The organism is Flavobacterium glycines (genome assembly GCF_900100165.1).
Taxonomy (GTDB): domain Bacteria; phylum Bacteroidota; class Bacteroidia; order Flavobacteriales; family Flavobacteriaceae; genus Flavobacterium; species Flavobacterium glycines.
In genome coordinates this window covers 16624-33654 of record NZ_FNEO01000011.1, presented here as the reverse complement: position 1 = coordinate 33654, position 17031 = coordinate 16624, and the positions used below count along the sequence as shown (strand labels likewise).

Here is a 17031-nt window from a genome sequence, read left to right as displayed (position 1 = left end):
TACTAAAACGAATTTATCGAATAATAAATTATCTATAAAACCAAAAAATCCCGTTAAACGAGATTTTTTGGTTTTAAATTATTTCTTTTTGTTTTGTTGCGCTTTCATTGCTTCTTGTTGCGCCATCGCTTCCTGCAATTTTTGCTGAAACTTACTTTGTTTCTTAGGCTCTTTCTTTTTGTTCTCCTGGATTTCGGCGTGAATTTTATCACTGTCGATAATGTAATTTTTAATTACTAACATAATTCCAATTGTAATTGTGTTAGAAATAAAATAATATAAACTCAATCCTGAAGCATAACTATTAAAGAAAAACAACATCATTAATGGTGAAATATATACCATTACTTTCATCATTTTAGCCATATCCGGCATACCTTCCTGCTGTGGTGTTGCCATTTGTTGGTCTCCGGTAGTCATTTTCATATAAAAGAAAATTGCAATAGAAGCTAAAATTGGGAACAAACTAATATGATCTCCATAAGCCGGAATATGGAATGGCAATTTATAAACTGAATCAAATGATGATAAATCTTCTGCCCATAAGAAACCTTTATGTCTTAATTGAATTAATGCCGGGAACAACTGGAATAAAGCATAGAAAACAGGCATTTGCAGCAAACCAGGTACGCAACCTGCCATTGGATTTACTCCTGCTTTGTTGTAAAGCTTCATTGTTTCCTGTTGTTTCTTCATTGGCTCATCTTTGTATTTTTCACCAATTTCAGTGATTTCAGGACGTAAAACTTTCATCTTAGCCTGAGACAGGAATGATTTATAAGTTACCGGCGACATTACTAATTTTACTAAAATCGTAAACAACACAATAGCCCATCCCTGTGAAATGAACATACTTAAGAAACTATAAGCCGGAATGAAAAGATAACGATTAATCCAACCGAAAATCCCCCAACCTAAAGCCACAATATCTTCTAAGTGTCTGTCGTATGATTTTAATAATTTGTAATCTGTTGGACCATAGTACCAATTCATTTTTTGATCAATCTCACCATTTTTGAAAGCCAATGGCATTACTGCCTTGAATTGCTTAGTGTAAGTTGTATCAACATTAGCATCATTCACTAAATTATTAGAATACAATTCCGTTGTTTTAAATGGAGTTGATGTCAATAAGATAGAAGAAAAGAAATGCTGTTTATAAGCCACATAAGACACCTCTTCAGCAGTTACAGTTTTATCATGCCCCTGGCCTAAATAATCTTTCTTACCATCTTCGTATTCAAAATACAGTTCTGTATAACGGTTTTCATAAGAAATACTTTTTTCATTAGCGTAAGTTTTGAAAGCCCACTCTAATTGCAAAGGTTTAGCAGTCTTTAAAATAGTATTCAAACCTTGCGATTGAATATCAAAATCCAACATATAATCATTAGCTTTCAATACATATTTATAAGCTAAATAAGCATTTTCAGAAGCCTTTAATTTCATTGTCAAAATTTGGTCTTCACCATTTTTTGTTAATGTCGGTTCAAAATAAAGTTCTTTTGTATTTAAAGTATGATTATCAACAGTGGCTAACTGTAAATTAAATTGAGCATTGTTGTTTTTAATCAATTGTACTGATTGACCTGACCCTTTTTTAGTACGCTCAAAATTCTTTAATGTAGCCTCTACCACATATCCACCCTTATTAGCAATTGTAAGTTTTACTAATTTGTTTTCAATTGTTGTAAATTCATCTTTTGCAGAAGGCAAAGTAGCTGAATAAGCAAAACTTCCTAAAGTTTTTTGCAACTGAGCTAATTTCAAAGTATCATTAACATCAGCAGTAGTTGCATTTATTTTAGCCGTATTTTCTTGAGCTTTTGAGCCTTTAACAACCAATTCTTTTTTGGCTTTTTCTGCCGCAAGTTCTGCGTCAGAAGGTTTATTTTGATACATTATCCAAAGTAATATACCGAAAATCAATATAAAACCAATCAGTGAATTGGGGTCAAACTTTTTTTCTTCCATTTTTAATACAAATTATTTATCTCGACTTTTTGTCAAATTATTTGATTCTATTTCTAGCAATACATTTATTTCTTTTTTGCCTTTACAGCTGCTGCCACAAAGTTCACGAAAAGCGGATGTGGATTAGCTACTGTACTCTTATATTCCGGATGGTATTGAACCCCAATAAAGAAAGGATGGTCTTCAATTTCAACAATTTCCACCAATCCTGTATCCGGATTAACACCTGAAGCCTTCAATCCTGCTTTTTGAAGTACATCAAGGTATTCGTTATTATACTCATAACGGTGACGGTGACGCTCAGAAATAGTAGTTTGTCCATAAATTCGGTGAGCCAAAGTATCTGGTTTAATTTCGCATTTCCATGCACCAAGACGCATTGTTCCTCCTTTTTCGGTAACATTCTTTTGACTTTCCATCAAATTCACTACTGGATTTGGAGTATCTGAATTCATTTCAGTCGAATTAGCCTCTGCTAATCCTACTACATTTCTTGAATATTCGATAACCGACATTTGCATTCCAAGGCAAATTCCGAAGAAAGGCATTTTGTTTTCACGGGCATAACGCACCGCAGCGATTTTACCTTCAATTCCTCTTTCACCAAAGCCCGGAGCTACTAAGATGGCATCAATATCTTTGAATTTATCAGCTATATTTTCTTCATCAATATATTCTGAATGGATAGAAACTACATTAACTTTAGTTTCATTAGCTGCACCTGCATGAATAAAAGCCTCTAAAATAGACTTATAACAGTCTTGCATTTCAACATATTTCCCAATCAAACCAATATTTACAGTATGTTTTGGACTTTTCAATCTTTTTAAGAAAGTATTCCAGTTTTTCAAATCCGGAGCGGCTTTCTTAGGTAAGTCTAATTTTTTCAAAGCTACAACATCCAATCCTTCTTCAAGCATTAAATTAGGAACTTCATATATAGTAGAAGCGTCAATAGACTGAATAACTGCTTCTTTTTTCACATTACAAAACAAAGCTAACTTACTGCGTATTTCCTGAGAAAGTTCGTGTTCCGTTCTACAAACTAAAATATCAGCTTTAATACCGCTTTCCATCAATGTTTTCACAGAGTGCTGTGTAGGTTTTGTTTTCAACTCACCAGCCGCAGCTAAGAAAGGAACCAAAGTCAGGTGAATTACAATAGCATTATTTTCACCTAAATCCCAAACTAACTGACGAACAGATTCAATATAAGGCAAAGATTCAATATCTCCTACAGTTCCACCAATTTCAGTAATAACAATATCATAATCACCAGATTGCCCCAGCAATTGCATTCTATCCTTAATTTCATTAGTGATATGAGGAACAACCTGAACCGTTTTTCCCAGAAATTCTCCTCTTCTTTCTTTTTCAATAACCGAAAGATAGATTCTACCAGTAGTCACGTTATTAGCCTGAGAAGTAGGAACATTCAGGAAACGCTCGTAGTGTCCTAAATCTAAATCAGTTTCAGCTCCATCATCGGTTACATAACATTCCCCGTGTTCATAAGGATTTAATGTTCCGGGATCAACATTTAGGTAGGGATCAAATTTTTGAATAGTTGTTCTGTACCCTCGTGCCTGTAATAATTTTGCTAATGATGCTGCTATAATTCCTTTTCCCAAAGAAGAAGTAACCCCTCCAGTAACAAAAATATATTTTGTTTGATTCATGCTGTTCTAGTTTGTATTGTAGTTGTATAAAAAACGTGGCAAAAATACGATTATAAATTTAGATTATGCTAATTTGGAAATGAGATAATTTCTAAAATCAACATTTGCTAATGCAAAAATAAAAACCTCATTAATTTGAGAAATCAATGAGGTTTTGGGTATCTTTTTTTAATATTCCGTATCAATTCTTCTAATCCGTTCAATTTTAACTCATAAACTAATTTTAACTGATCCCCTAATTCTCCTTTCGGAAAGCCTTTATTATGATACCAAACCACATAATGCTCCGGCAAATCAATTAAAAACCGACCTTCATATTTCCCAAAAGGCATTTTAGTATGAGCTAATTTAATAAGTTGTTGCTTGTTTTGATCCATTCAAAAAAAAGAAAAAAATGTACTTTGCATTGGCGCAAGGTACATTTTTAGTTGAATGTTATAGCGTACAAATTTATTTTTTTATGAACGTTTTTTTGTTTTCTCAAGAAACACCCCACCTGCTCTCCACTGTATATTTCCGTCCGCTAAGACGAACACAAAGAATGCCGCTGCAATCTGGGTTAAATGATAATTTTTCGTTTTCATAACAACTTATTAAAAGCTATTTAGAGAAAAAGTAGAGAACTATTTATTATCTGAACTGTTTTTAAAAAACAACATATAAAAAAACTAAATCAAAAATATTTAACACAACACAGACTACAAATTATACAATATATAATATCTTTGAAAACAAATTTTAAATTTAAACATAAAAAAATGAATAAAATAATAGCAGCATTAGCATTATGCATGGCTGTTCTAACAGGACATTCGCAAAATTTAAAACTTTACATGGATCAAAATACTCATAAATTTGGTTTTAAAGACTCTAATGGAAAAACAATTATTTCTGCAAAATACGATTATGCCGGCGAATTCAAAGAAGGATTCTCAGCCGTTGAATTAAATTCTAAATGTGGCTTTATAAATGTTGCTGGAAAAGTAATCATCCCACTTAAATACGAAGAAACATACAACTTTAATTACGGAAGAGCAGCCGTTAAACTCAATGGAAAATGGGGCTTTATTGATAGTCAAGGAAAAGAAATTATTCCGCTGGAATACGATTCAGTAAATGAATTTTCAGATGAACTTGCCCCAGTTAAGCTAAAAAACAAATATGGTTTTATAGATAAGTCTGGAAAAATCATTATTCCGTTAAAATATGACAGAGTGACTAATTTCTCTGAAAACCTTGCAGCTGTTAAGCTAAATAAAAAATGGGGCTTCATAGATTATGCAGGCAAACTAATCATTCCAATGGAATATGATAGTGTAGATAGTTTTTATGAAGGACTTGCATCAGTTAAGCTGAATGGAAAATATGGTTTTACTGACAAATCAGGAAATTTAATTATCCCGCCAAAATATGATGCCGCAGACAGATTCTCTAAAGGATTTGCAGAAGTTAAATTGAATAAAAAAACAGGGTTAATAAACAATTTAGGAAAAGAAATTATCCCTGTTAAATATGACCAAGTAAGTTCTTTTTCAGAAGGACTCATTGCAGTTAGAACAAACAGGAAATGGGGGTTTTTAAATATGTCAGGCTCAGAAGTTATACCTATAATTTATGAGAACGTTTCAGGTTTTCGTAAAGGAATTTCAAAAGTTCAATTAAACGGCCAATATTTAGCAATTGACAAAACCGGTAAAAAGATAAAATAGAACTGATTAACCATTTAAACGATCTATTGAAAATTATCTTAAAAAAGCTTTAAACTAGGAACAATATAAAATCAAAAAACACAACGCAAAGACATCTGATTTTGCGTTGTGTTTTTTTTTGATAAGCATCGAACGATAATTTCCTTTACATTAATTAGCAACTTTTAAAGTCAAATCATTATCATAATACAAAATATAAACCCCTTTATTTACATATCCTCCACCTTCTTTTTTATTGTATTCAAATTTATTTTCAAACTGCTCAGTCACAACCGAATTAGCAGTTTCTTCAAATGACTTATTTTGCATCAGACGCATCATCGTATCAAAAGTCACATCAAAACCTCGAGTTGCATAATCACTTGGCGTAATCGAATTCAATTTTTTAAATTTATTTTCAAAAACAACACCTTCCGGCATCAGATTATCTCTGGTAACAGAAGGATACATTAATTTCAATTTAACCAAATTTGAAAAATTAATTTCATCAGAATCCAATGTTTCATTTGGTTCCAAAACCACTAATTGCACTTGATAATTAGGCATAACACTCACCAATGCCGAGATTGTAGTCTTAACCATCCAGGTATTGGCAGTTTCTAACAAAACATAATTCACCACATTAGGAAGCAACATTGCTTTTAAACCTTCTGCCGAAACCGTTCCATTTGTATTCAACGGAACTAATCGAACATCTTTCTGATTTTGTTGCAAATACTGAATAACCGAAACTTTCTTTCTGTCTACAACTGCAAGAATATTTCCTTTTTTAGACCTCATGAAATCAAACATCTTTGTTTTCAACAAATCATTTGCCGGCACTGTTTGATATAAATTAGCAATAGCATTCCCGGCATCTTTAGACAATGGCGAAATCACAGGCACATTATTCGCACTCAATAAACGAGCAGCAGCCTCAGCATTATTCTGATAAAAAGGTCCAATAACCGCATCTACTGTTTGTAAATTATTAGCATTTACTATCGCCGCAACATTCGAACTGTTTTTAGTTTCTTCAGAATCATAAATACTAACATCAATTGGCAACCCTAATGTTTTAACCGAATCAATAGCCATTAAAGCGCCTGCATAAAAATCCAAAGTCATATTCAAAAACTTGTCTTTTTTTAGCCTTGAAGCAATAGTGTTTAAAGTATCTCCCTGAATTTTAGCAACATTAAAAGGCAACAACAAAGCCAGCTTTTTACGTTCTCCTGAATTATGTTTTGGCACCAAATTAACAGCTTCCTTATTATCATCAACCTTTATTAATGTTATATTGGCTGGAAATTTTACAAGCATTCCTATTTCAACTCCATTTTTAAGTTCAGGATTCAACACCAACAAATCTTCCTGAGTCATACCAGACATCTTAGACAAACTATACAAAGTTTCTTTAGGCTTTACTTCGTAAGTAATATATTTTGGAGCAGTAACAACTTTAGCCTGAACAACCTCAGCCTTTTTAACAGGATTACCTTTTATCAACAAATGATATCCTACTGGCAAATTAGAAACAATCTCAGGATTTTTATTTTCTAATTCAGCAACAGTAATTCCGTATTGTTTAGCAATTGAAAATTTGGTTTCTTTAGGAAGTACATCATGATAAATTGTTTTCACGACTGGCTTTAAGACATTTTTAGAAGGAATAACCAAAATCTGATCGATTTGTAAACCATCGGTTTCTAAAAAAGGATTCGCTTTTTTCAAATCAGCATCCGAAACATTGTACTTTTTTTCAATTCCAAACAAAGTCTCTTTAGGCATCACCTTATGAGTCACTTCTGCTGAACTATTCGAAACTTTCAATCCTGTTTTAGAAGGAATCACCACCTTAGATGAACCTGCTGATTTAGACGGAATCAGAAGCAGCATTTTAGAACTTAATTTCCTTTGTACATCAGGATTCAATTTATAAATATCATAAGGCGTAACCTGATATTTCTTAGCAATGTCATTAATTGTTTCACCGTTCTCTACTTTATGAGTTATGGTTCCCTGAGCAAAAACCACATTTGTAAACATTAAAACCGAAATCCAAATTGCAAAAAAACACTTCATCCTATACTTTTATTAAAAAATTAATATGCTCATATAAAAAAAACGGCATCAAATCTATTCTAAAATCTGATACCGTTTTTATAATAACTAAGAAGAGCTAACTAGCTTTCTATTATTCCCACTCAATTGTTGCTGGTGGTTTTGAACTAATATCATACACTACCCTGTTCACACCTCTTACTTTATTGATAATATCATTAGATACCTTCATTAAGAAATCATAAGGCAAGTGAACCCAATCAGCAGTCATTCCATCGGTAGATTCTACAGCACGAAGCGCAACTACTTTTTCGTAAGTACGCTCGTCACCCATAACCCCAACACTATTTACAGGAAGCAAAATAGCTCCTGCCTGCCAAACTTTATCATACAATCCCCAAGATTTTAATCCGTCTATAAAAACAGCATCAACCTCCTGCAGGATTCTTACTTTCTCAAGAGTAATATCTCCTAAAATACGGATTGACAATCCCGGTCCAGGGAAAGGATGTCTTCCTAATAATTCAGGATCAATACCTAAACTTGCTCCCACTCTGCGCACCTCATCTTTGAAAAGCATACGCAAAGGTTCTACAATTTTCAATTTCATATAATCCGGTAAACCTCCCACATTGTGGTGCGATTTTATTGTTGCCGATGGCCCTTTTACAGAAACCGATTCAATAACATCAGGATATATTGTTCCCTGAGCTAACCAGGTAACATCTTCAATTTTATGTGACTCATCATCAAAAACTTCGATAAAAGCATTTCCGATGGCTTTTCTTTTCAATTCAGGATCAGTAACTCCGGCCAAGGCATCATAAAAACGTTGAGAAGCATCTACTCCTTTCACATTCAAGCCCATTCCTTCGTATTGATTCAATACGCTTTCAAACTCATTTTTTCGAAGCAATCCATTATTAACAAAAATACAATACAGGTTTTTCCCGATTGCTTTGTTCAATAAAACTGCTGCTACAGTTGAATCTACACCTCCTGAAAGTCCAAGAACCACTTTATCGTTTCCGATTTTTTCTTTCATTTCAGCTACAATTTCCTCAACAAAAGCATTTGGCGTAAAGTTTTGAGGAACGTGCGCAATTTTCACTAAGAAATTCTCCAGCATTTGTTTCCCTTCCGTAGAATGGTATACTTCCGGGTGGTATTGAATTGCATAAGTTGTTTCGCCTTCAATTTTGTAAGCAGCAAATTCCACATCATGTGTACTTGCTAATTTAACTCCATTAGTTGGCAACGCCTTAATACTATCACTATGACTCATCCAAACCTGACTGTTTGGAGAAACTCCTTCAAAGAAAACCTCGTCTTCCTTAATAAAAGACAAATTAGCTCTTCCGTATTCTCTGGTGTTAGAAGCAGCAACTTCACCCCCGCTAAAGTGAGATAAATATTGCGCACCATAACATACAGCAAGCAATGGCATTTTCCCTCTAATTTGAGATAAATCAGGGTGCGGTGCATCTTCTCCACGAACAGAGAATGGACTTCCTCCCAATATTACAGCTTTGTAACTTGATAAATCCGAAGGGATATTATTGTATGGAAAAATTTCGCAGAATATATTTAATTCGCGAACTCTACGCGCAATCAGCTGAGTGTATTGCGACCCGAAATCTAAAATAAGTACGTTGTGTTGCATGGGCGCAAAATTACTTTTAAAATTTGGAATGGAAAAATGGATTTTTGAAATTTTTTATTTTTTTTCTTTTCCAATTTCAGCCCTTATTAATTCCAAAAAACAACACTTTCAACGCATTAGTTTTTTATTCTTTTACAATAACAAATTTTCCTTTGACACCCTTATCCCAATTGTCCCATAATTCTGAACGGACCAAAACACCTTTATCATCAAAGATTTTAAATTCGCAGGTATTCCCTCCTGATGTACCTTTACTATATGCTTCCATCTCAAAAGTATTGATACCATCATTTAAATTAAAAACAAATTGACCATAACTCGAATACAACTCCATTATCCCGCCTATCATTTGATTATTAATGGTGGCTTTAATCAAATCCCCGTCTATATAAATATAATCACGATAGTAAACAGTAAAATATTTCGACTTGGTTCGAATCTCCCCAAAGTTTTTATCGATTTTAACCAAAAGACGATCATCTTCTTTTAAGCCTTCCCTAACCAGAGTTTTATCCAAATCCTTAGTCATCTTTTCCATAATTCTGTCTCCGGGATTGACAAAATCATTGGTTTGTTCCATAGAAAAAGATTTCGTCTGACCAATTTGGTATTTTGAAAACGAAGGCAAAACTTCATCCGGTTTTTTCAACAAATCAGGAGCTTTAATCACTGGAGCCTGAGTGCTAACCGATGGCGTTACTTTCTTAGGAACAACTGGCTTATTCAATGGTGCAATTGGTTTAAACTTCTTACCAAACTCAGTTTGAGCAAAGCTGTTTATTGCAAAAAACATCATTACAACTAACAAAAACTGCCTCATATTAATTTAAATTTTGTTTTAGTTAACTATCCTAAGTATCAACAAATATACCAAGCTTTAATTTTATAAAACAAAACCCATACTGAACATTAAAGAAATTTTAACCAAAAGAGTTTTTTTCTTAAAAAATTACTCCTTTTCAATCACAATTGTTGCTTTATAACCTTGTGCAATATTCCATTGATTAGAAGAAATCACCTCTCCCTTATCATTAAATATTTTAAATTCGGCAGTATTAGGTGCTGCAAAACCATCATTGATGGCTTCAAAATCAATTCGGTTTACTCCTTTTTTCAGGGTAATATCAAATCCCTGAGCATCTCCGCTTAAAAGAACTTCCTGCTCAACAATTTCATAATTCAAATACACTCTAATTTTATCACCATCGACATAAGCCGCATCACGGTATCTTACTTTTGCAGTACCTGAAGTTGTTTTAACCACTCCTAAATCCTGATCCCTTTTAGCTAATTTCTCAGCATCTTTTTCTTCTGGTTTAGGCACTACATAATTATTCTTATCTAAGCCAGCCACTTCGTATGCTTTTATCTTCTCGTAATCTTTCGAATTAAACTTAACATCCTTAACAGGCGCCGCCTCTTTCTTCTTTTTTACAGGAGCTGCCTTAACCTTAAACTCACTCCCAAATTCTTCCTGAGAAAAAGCAGTTGAAAACGCTCCAAAAATGAAAGCCAAAACCAAAAACTGACCCTTAAAACTAAAATATTGATTCATCATTTATACATTTAATTTAAAAAAAATACATCCAAAAAAACAACTTTTCCAAAGTTATTCCAAATAGATAACAATAAACTTTTTATTTTATTATAAATCAAACAAGAATAAACCTATTTGAGTTTGTAAAAATCCATGTTTTTTATTTTAGTATTTTTTATAAATTGCAAAAAATAATCAAATTTTAATCAGAGAATCATTTCTCTAAAAATCAAACAATTACATCAAATGAAAAGAGAAAACATCCTTACAGGATCTCCATGGGAAGACAAAATGGGATATTGTCGTGCGGTTCGTATTGGAAACATTATTGAAGTTTCAGGAACTGTAGCAATTGTTGACGGCGATAAAGTAAAAGCTGATGACGCACACGCTCAAACCTTAAACATTTTAGAAAGAGTTGAAAAAGTATTGGAAGATTTAAATGCAAGCATGAAAGATGTTATTCGTACTCGTATTTTCACTACTGATGTAACAACATTTGAAGCTGTTGCAACGGCTCACGCAAAATTTTTCAAAGACATTAAGCCTACAACTGGTTTTTACGGAATCAACCAATTAGTAGCTCCTGAATATCTTGTAGAAATTGAACTAACTGCTGTTATTGCAGAATAGTCACCATTCTAAAAACAACTTTTCGAGCGCACAAAAGCAAATAATATCTAAATTTGTTTTTGCTGCGCTCGAAAACTATAATAGAGAATGCAAAGCCTCCAAAAACCAATGGATTTTAAAAAAAACATACTACTTTCTTTCAAATGGATTTTAATCTGTTCTTTAATTGGTTTGTTCTCAGGTTCAGCTTCTGCGTTTTTTTTAATGAGTCTGGAATGGGCAACTCATATTAGAAATCACAACATTTGGTTAATTTGGTTTTTACCTGTTGGAGGATTATTGATAGGATTACTCTACCACTATTACGGTAAAGACGTTGTAAAAGGAAACAATCTTTTACTGGAAGAATATGAAAATCCTCAAAAAACAATTCCGCTCAAGATGGCTCCTTTTGTTCTTTTAGGAACTATCATCACACATCTTTTTGGCGGTTCGGCAGGTAGAGAAGGTACAGCCGTGCAAATGGGAGGCGCAATAGCGGATCAATTTAGCCGTATTTTTAAACTCGATGCCACAGACCGAAAAACACTCCTAATTTTAGGAATCAGTTCCGGATTTGCTGCTGTTTTCGGAACACCGCTTGCAGGAGCAATTTTTGCCCTTGAAGTGGTTTACTTTTGTAAAATAAGCTTAAAAAGCTGTATTCTTTCTTTTATAGTCGCTTATTTTGCTCATTACACCGTCGGGCTTTGGCCGGTGCATCACACTCATTACTCAATCCCGTTAATTCCTGAATTAAATCTGGAAAATTTACTTTGGGTAATCCCTGTTAGCGCTCTATTTGGTTTGGCTGCCATGCTGTTTTCAAGAAGCACTCATTTTTGGGGTCGCTTATTTTCAAAAACCATCTCCTACCCACCTTTAAGACCATACACAGGGGGAATAATTTTTGCAGTTGTGGTTTATTATTTTGGCGCAACTAAATTCATAGGACTGGGAGTTCATTCAATTGTAGAAGCATTCAGCATTCCCAGTAATAATTATGATTTTCTACTTAAAATTTTATTTACCGGATTCACTTTAGGAGCAGGTTTTAAAGGAGGCGAAGTAACTCCTTTGTTTTTTGTTGGTGCGACATTAGGAAGTGCTTTATCAGGATATGTCCCGTTACCGATTGCGCTTTTAGCCGGAATGGGATTTGTAGCTGTTTTTTCGGGTGCCACACACACACCAATAGCCTGTACTATTATGGGAATTGAACTTTTTGGTATAGAAAGTGCTGTTTTTATAGCCCTTGCCTGTTTTATAGCTTATATTTCTTCAGGCTCTGTTGGTATTTATCACTCACAAACCGTAGGAGGGGTTAAACACCAACTGTATGAAAAATTCAAAAGAAACAAACTTGATGATTTTTAAGTAAATTCTCAAATAAATTTTATATCATTGTAATACTAATCGCATGTAAAATTTATTCCGATGGCTTTTGGATTTCCTGCTTCACACATTCAATACATACCATACAATCACCTGTCAAGATTAGAATTTCTTTACTATTCTATCAAAGCCTGTCAAAAATTAAATTGGAGTATTTTAGCAATAAATGAAAATGAATTAATTGCCGAAACAAATCCTAAACAAGAAACCTGGAACGAAAAAATAACGATTAGTTTTGAAAACGAAGATGGCTTCATTCTTAGTTCCAGTAATGGAAACCAAATTTATGACAAAGGGAGAAACTTAAAAAACACGGATTCTTTTTTTGATGTTTTTAATGACTTAAAAAAAGAACAACCTACAACTACTCTGGATCAAAATAACATAACCGAAACAATAAACAGCACCAAAGAAAGCATTCTAAACGCAACAAAAAAAGAGTATTCGGTTAATAATTTTTATTCTTTTCTGTCTATTTTCACACCTGCCAAAGGATATTTCATCACTCCGATATTGATTTATATCAACTTTATTATTTTCTTTTTGATGGTATTTTCCGGGGTTAACTTTTTCAAACCTCAGCTATCCGATATTATCAATTGGGGAGCCAATTACAATCTTTTAACGGTGGAAAATCAATGGTGGAGATTATTTAGCTGCTTATTCATTCATTTGGGTTTCTTTCATTTACTTGTTAATTGTATTGCTCTTGGTTACGTAGGACTTTTAATAGAATCCTACTTAACCCGATTAGGATTTCTAGTCAGTTATATTTCCTGTGGTTTATTAGCCAGTTTATCTACTATTTATTGGTATGACAAAATAATAAGCGCCGGAGCTTCGGGAGCCATTTTTGGAATGTACGGCATACTATTAATCATTATTTTAACTAAATCGATTAATAGAAAACTAACTTCAAACACAATAACACTAACCATTGTATTCATAATACTCAACATCATAGAAAGTTTCAAAGAAGGTGTCGATGGCGCAGCACATATTGGCGGATTGTTATCCGGGCTGTTTTTTGGTTTTATCCTAACTATTTTAAATGCAAAACGAAAAGTTGCCTTAATTTCTATTTCTGTCATATCATTAATTGCCATTCCTTTACTTTCTTACAATATTATCTCTAAAAAAATCTATGTCTATCAGTTTTTCGAATACGAAAACAAAATGCAGGAATTCATCGATATGGAAAAAATGGCTTTAGAAGCTTACAACGTATATGTAACCGATGAAGAATCAAAAAAAGAATTACTGTATATGATTGAATCAAGAGGCATCTATTACTGGGAGGAAAACATCAAACTCATGAAAGAAGCCGACTTATTGTATTTGCCTCAAGAAAATCACAAACAGATTAAATCGATTATTCAGTATTGTCAATTAAGAATTAAGTTATACCGAACAGCATATCTAAAAATAAAATACAACTCCAATAGATATGATGAAGAATTAGACAATTTAAACCTTAAAATAGCCGACGTTTTAAACAAATTAAACAAAGACAAAAAAGAATAAAATCCTGTTAACGAATTCATAGTTTACATTAAAAAATGTAAATTCGCAAACTATGAATATACAAGATATACAAGCAATCCAGACTTTATTGGCAACGCCAAAAAAAATTGCAATTATTCCGCACCGTAATCCAGATGGAGATGCTATGGGTTCTACTTTAGGCCTTTATCATTTTTTAAAGAAAAACAATCACAAAGCAACTGTAATTTCGCCTAACGAATTTCCTGATTTCTTAGCCTGGCTTCCGGAATCAGAAGCCGTTCAGGTATTTGAAAAAGACAAAGAAAATTGCACTAAAATTTTACAGGAAGCAGAAATTGTTTTCACACTTGACTTTAATGCTTTTCATCGAACCGGAGAAATGGAAAAAGTACTCGAAGTACTGGATACCACTTACATTATGATTGACCATCATCAAAAACCGGATGATTATGCAACTTATATATATTCTAATACATCCTTTGGTTCAACTTGTGAAATGCTCTATAATTTCATTTGCTACCTTGAACAAAAAGACCAAATAGACAAAACCATAGGAACTTGTATTTACACAGGAATTTTAACGGATTCAGGTTCGTTTAGATTCCCAAACACTACCGGAAACACCCATCGAATTGTTGCCGAATTAATTGATTTAGGTGTTGAAAACACTATAATCCCAAATTTACTTTTTGACAATAGTTCCTACAACCGATTACAGTTATTAGGTCAGGCGTTACAAAATCTAAAAGTAATTCCTGAACACAAAACTTCTTATATCACACTTACACAAGAGGAATTAAATAGCTTTAATCACATAAAAGGTGACACCGAAGGCATTGTTAATTACGGTTTAAGCATCAAAGGAATTCAATTTACGGCTATTTTTATCGAAAACAAAGACGAAAACATCATTAAAATCTCTTTCCGTTCTCAAGGCAATTTTGATGTCAATGAATTTGCGAGAGCCCATTTTAATGGTGGAGGACACCGCAATGCTGCAGGAGGAAAATCGGAAACTTCAATGGAAGAAACGGTAGAAAAATTCAAAAACCTGGTCCAAACCCTAAATCTATAAACCTATGAAAGCACCCCAAATAATCGCTATAAGTTTCATCTTATGTCTTGTTTTTGGAGGCTGTAAACAGCAGCAAGATGCCAGACGTCCTATCTCCAGAGCTTCAGGTGTATTTATGAAAAGATCCGTTGAGAGGAATAAAAAACTGGTAGCTTCTGAAGAGGATTTAATCAAAACTTTGATGAAAAAAAATCCTAAAATCAGCTATTTTGCTTCAGCTAAAGGCTATTGGTATTATTATGAAACCAAAAATGAAACAGATACATTGACTCCTAAAAAAGGGGACGTTGCTTTTTTTAATTACGAATTAAAAGACCTTAACGGAGCTATTATTTATTCGGAAGTAGAATTAAGACCTCAGGTATATCGCGTGGACAAACAAGAAATTATGACGGGAATACGAGAAGGAATCAAATTAATGCGAAAAAACGAAAAAATAAATTTCTTATTTCCATCTCATATTGCTTATGGTTATCATGGCGACAATAAAAAAATAGGTCACAACCAACCTCTTATCTGTACTGTAACACTAAATGATTTTAAGCCTGAAGCCGTATACAAAAAAGAATTGGAGCAAGGTATCGCTCTTAGTTTATCCTCACCTCAGGACAGCATAAAAAAACCTAAAAAAGTTGCTGTAAAAACTAAACCCAAAACACAAGATACCTTAGAACAATAAATTGTTACCATATGAAAAAAAGCATTCTATTTGTATTATTTCTTATCAGCAGTTTTTATTCCTGCAAAAATGAAAGTGATTATTTCGCAGATGGTATTTATGCTAAAATTGACACTAATAAAGGAATCATTTATTTAGAACTGGATTACAAAAACGCCCCTATTACTGTGGCTAATTTTATTACACTTGTCGAAGGGAACAATCGCTTTGTTAGTACAGATTACAAAAAAGGACATCCATTTTATAACGGTTTAAAATTCTATCGTGTTATCAAAGGATTTGTAATTCAAACCGGTGACCCGGAAGGAAGCGGAACAGGAAATGCCGGTTATAGATTTAAAGACGAATATTTCGGTGAAATTTTTGATAAAGAAGGCGTTCTGGCTATGGCCAATAATGGCCCAAACACAAACAGCAGTCAATTTTTTATTACCAGAAATCCAACACCCTGGCTCAACGGAAAACACACTATTTTTGGTCATGTAATTAATGCAGGTATGGAAGTTGTCAATTCCATTAATCAGGACGATGAAGTGAAGTCCATTACCATTATCCGAAAAGGAGAAGCTGCTAAGAAATTTAATGCCGTTAAAACATTTGATGATTATTTTGTAATCGAATCTAAAAATCAAAAAATACAAAAAGCACTTGAAGCTCAAAAAGAAAGAATGTATGATAAAAAATACGGGAAAACAATTGTAGCTAAAATCAACTATTTCGGAGCGTTAAAAGAAAAGTCAAAAAAAACAGTCTCGGGATTAAAATACATTATTACACATAAAGGAGGTGGTAAAAAACCAGCTATCGGAACTAAAGTTAAAGTAAATTATGCTGTATTTTCAGAATACGGAGAACTTTATGACACTACTTTAGAAAACGTTGCAATGGCTTTTGGAAAAATTGATTCGGAACGTGTTGCTCAAAACGGTTATCAACCGGTACCTTTTCAAGTTGGAAAGAAAGATGGAATTATCCCCGGTTTCACCGAAGGACTTGAAAAATTATCTTTTGGAGATAAAGCTGTATTATTTATACCAGCTTATTTAGCCTATGGTCCCGGCGGTGCTGGAAATATAATCCCTCCACAAACCAACCTTATCTTTGAAATTGAATTAATCAAAGCCCAATAATATTAAATACAACCATTAGAAAAACAAAA

At 33.3% G+C, this 17031-nt stretch carries 14 protein-coding genes; 7 read left to right on the top strand and 7 right to left on the bottom strand.

Translation table 11 applies throughout. From position 1 onward, the window contains the following. Positions 1 to 78 precede the first annotated feature (78 nt). The 3 genes from yidC to BLR17_RS16005 all read right to left on the bottom strand — a co-directional run bounded on the left by yidC (position 79) and on the right by BLR17_RS16005 (position 4030). Positions 79 to 1974: a membrane protein insertase YidC gene (gene yidC, locus BLR17_RS16015; protein WP_066325270.1), complete on the bottom strand. Its 1896-nt coding sequence runs from the start codon at positions 1972 to 1974 to the stop codon at positions 79 to 81. A gap of 65 nt (positions 1975 to 2039) precedes the next feature. After that, a complete protein-coding gene (locus BLR17_RS16010) occupies positions 2040 to 3653 on the bottom strand; it encodes a CTP synthase (protein ID WP_066325272.1) in 1614 nt (537 codons plus the stop codon). Positions 3654 to 3796: 143 nt separating this feature from the next. Further along, positions 3797 to 4030 (bottom strand): DUF3820 family protein, encoded by a 234-nt coding sequence (locus BLR17_RS16005; protein ID WP_066325275.1) that lies wholly within the window; start codon positions 4028 to 4030, stop codon positions 3797 to 3799. 381 nt (positions 4031 to 4411) lie between these two features. Between BLR17_RS16005 and BLR17_RS16000 the strand changes: the two genes are divergently transcribed. Then, the gene (locus BLR17_RS16000) at positions 4412 to 5362 is read left to right on the top strand and encodes a WG repeat-containing protein (protein WP_066325277.1); all 951 of its coding nucleotides are present in this window, start codon (positions 4412 to 4414) and stop codon (positions 5360 to 5362) included. A gap of 150 nt (positions 5363 to 5512) precedes the next feature. On the opposite strand, the gene BLR17_RS15995 is transcribed toward BLR17_RS16000, so the two are convergent. The 4 genes from BLR17_RS15995 to BLR17_RS15980 all read right to left on the bottom strand — a co-directional run bounded on the left by BLR17_RS15995 (position 5513) and on the right by BLR17_RS15980 (position 10626). Continuing rightward, positions 5513 to 7426: a LysM peptidoglycan-binding domain-containing protein gene (locus tag BLR17_RS15995; RefSeq protein WP_066325279.1), complete on the bottom strand. Its 1914-nt coding sequence runs from the start codon at positions 7424 to 7426 to the stop codon at positions 5513 to 5515. A gap of 112 nt (positions 7427 to 7538) precedes the next feature. Then, positions 7539 to 9068, bottom strand: a complete 1530-nt coding sequence (gene guaA, locus BLR17_RS15990) for a glutamine-hydrolyzing GMP synthase (protein WP_066325280.1) — start codon at positions 9066 to 9068, stop codon at positions 7539 to 7541. Positions 9069 to 9192: 124 nt separating this feature from the next. Beyond that, positions 9193 to 9888 (bottom strand): hypothetical protein, encoded by a 696-nt coding sequence (locus tag BLR17_RS15985; protein WP_066325286.1) that lies wholly within the window; start codon positions 9886 to 9888, stop codon positions 9193 to 9195. Positions 9889 to 10017: 129 nt separating this feature from the next. Then, on the bottom strand, positions 10018 to 10626 hold the full coding sequence (locus BLR17_RS15980) for a hypothetical protein (protein ID WP_066325290.1): 609 nt from the start codon (positions 10624 to 10626) through the stop codon (positions 10018 to 10020). Positions 10627 to 10851: 225 nt separating this feature from the next. Between BLR17_RS15980 and BLR17_RS15975 the strand changes: the two genes are divergently transcribed. The 6 genes from BLR17_RS15975 to BLR17_RS15950 all read left to right on the top strand — a co-directional run bounded on the left by BLR17_RS15975 (position 10852) and on the right by BLR17_RS15950 (position 17002). Beyond that, positions 10852 to 11238, top strand: a complete 387-nt coding sequence (locus BLR17_RS15975; protein ID WP_066325292.1) for a RidA family protein — start codon at positions 10852 to 10854, stop codon at positions 11236 to 11238. A 108-nt stretch (positions 11239 to 11346) separates the two neighbouring features. Next, positions 11347 to 12594, top strand: a complete 1248-nt coding sequence (locus BLR17_RS15970) for a voltage-gated chloride channel family protein (RefSeq protein WP_066325360.1) — start codon at positions 11347 to 11349, stop codon at positions 12592 to 12594. A 60-nt stretch (positions 12595 to 12654) separates the two neighbouring features. Further along, positions 12655 to 14136: a rhomboid family intramembrane serine protease gene (locus BLR17_RS15965; protein WP_066325294.1), complete on the top strand. Its 1482-nt coding sequence runs from the start codon at positions 12655 to 12657 to the stop codon at positions 14134 to 14136. A 52-nt stretch (positions 14137 to 14188) separates the two neighbouring features. Beyond that, on the top strand, positions 14189 to 15193 hold the full coding sequence (locus tag BLR17_RS15960; RefSeq protein ID WP_066325296.1) for a DHH family phosphoesterase: 1005 nt from the start codon (positions 14189 to 14191) through the stop codon (positions 15191 to 15193). A 4-nt stretch (positions 15194 to 15197) separates the two neighbouring features. Beyond that, complete coding sequence (gene gldI / locus BLR17_RS15955) at positions 15198 to 15872, top strand: gliding motility-associated peptidyl-prolyl isomerase GldI (protein ID WP_066325300.1); 675 nt, start codon at positions 15198 to 15200, stop codon at positions 15870 to 15872. An 11-nt stretch (positions 15873 to 15883) separates the two neighbouring features. Continuing rightward, positions 15884 to 17002: a peptidylprolyl isomerase gene (locus tag BLR17_RS15950; RefSeq protein WP_066325303.1), complete on the top strand. Its 1119-nt coding sequence runs from the start codon at positions 15884 to 15886 to the stop codon at positions 17000 to 17002. Positions 17003 to 17031 lie beyond the last annotated feature (29 nt).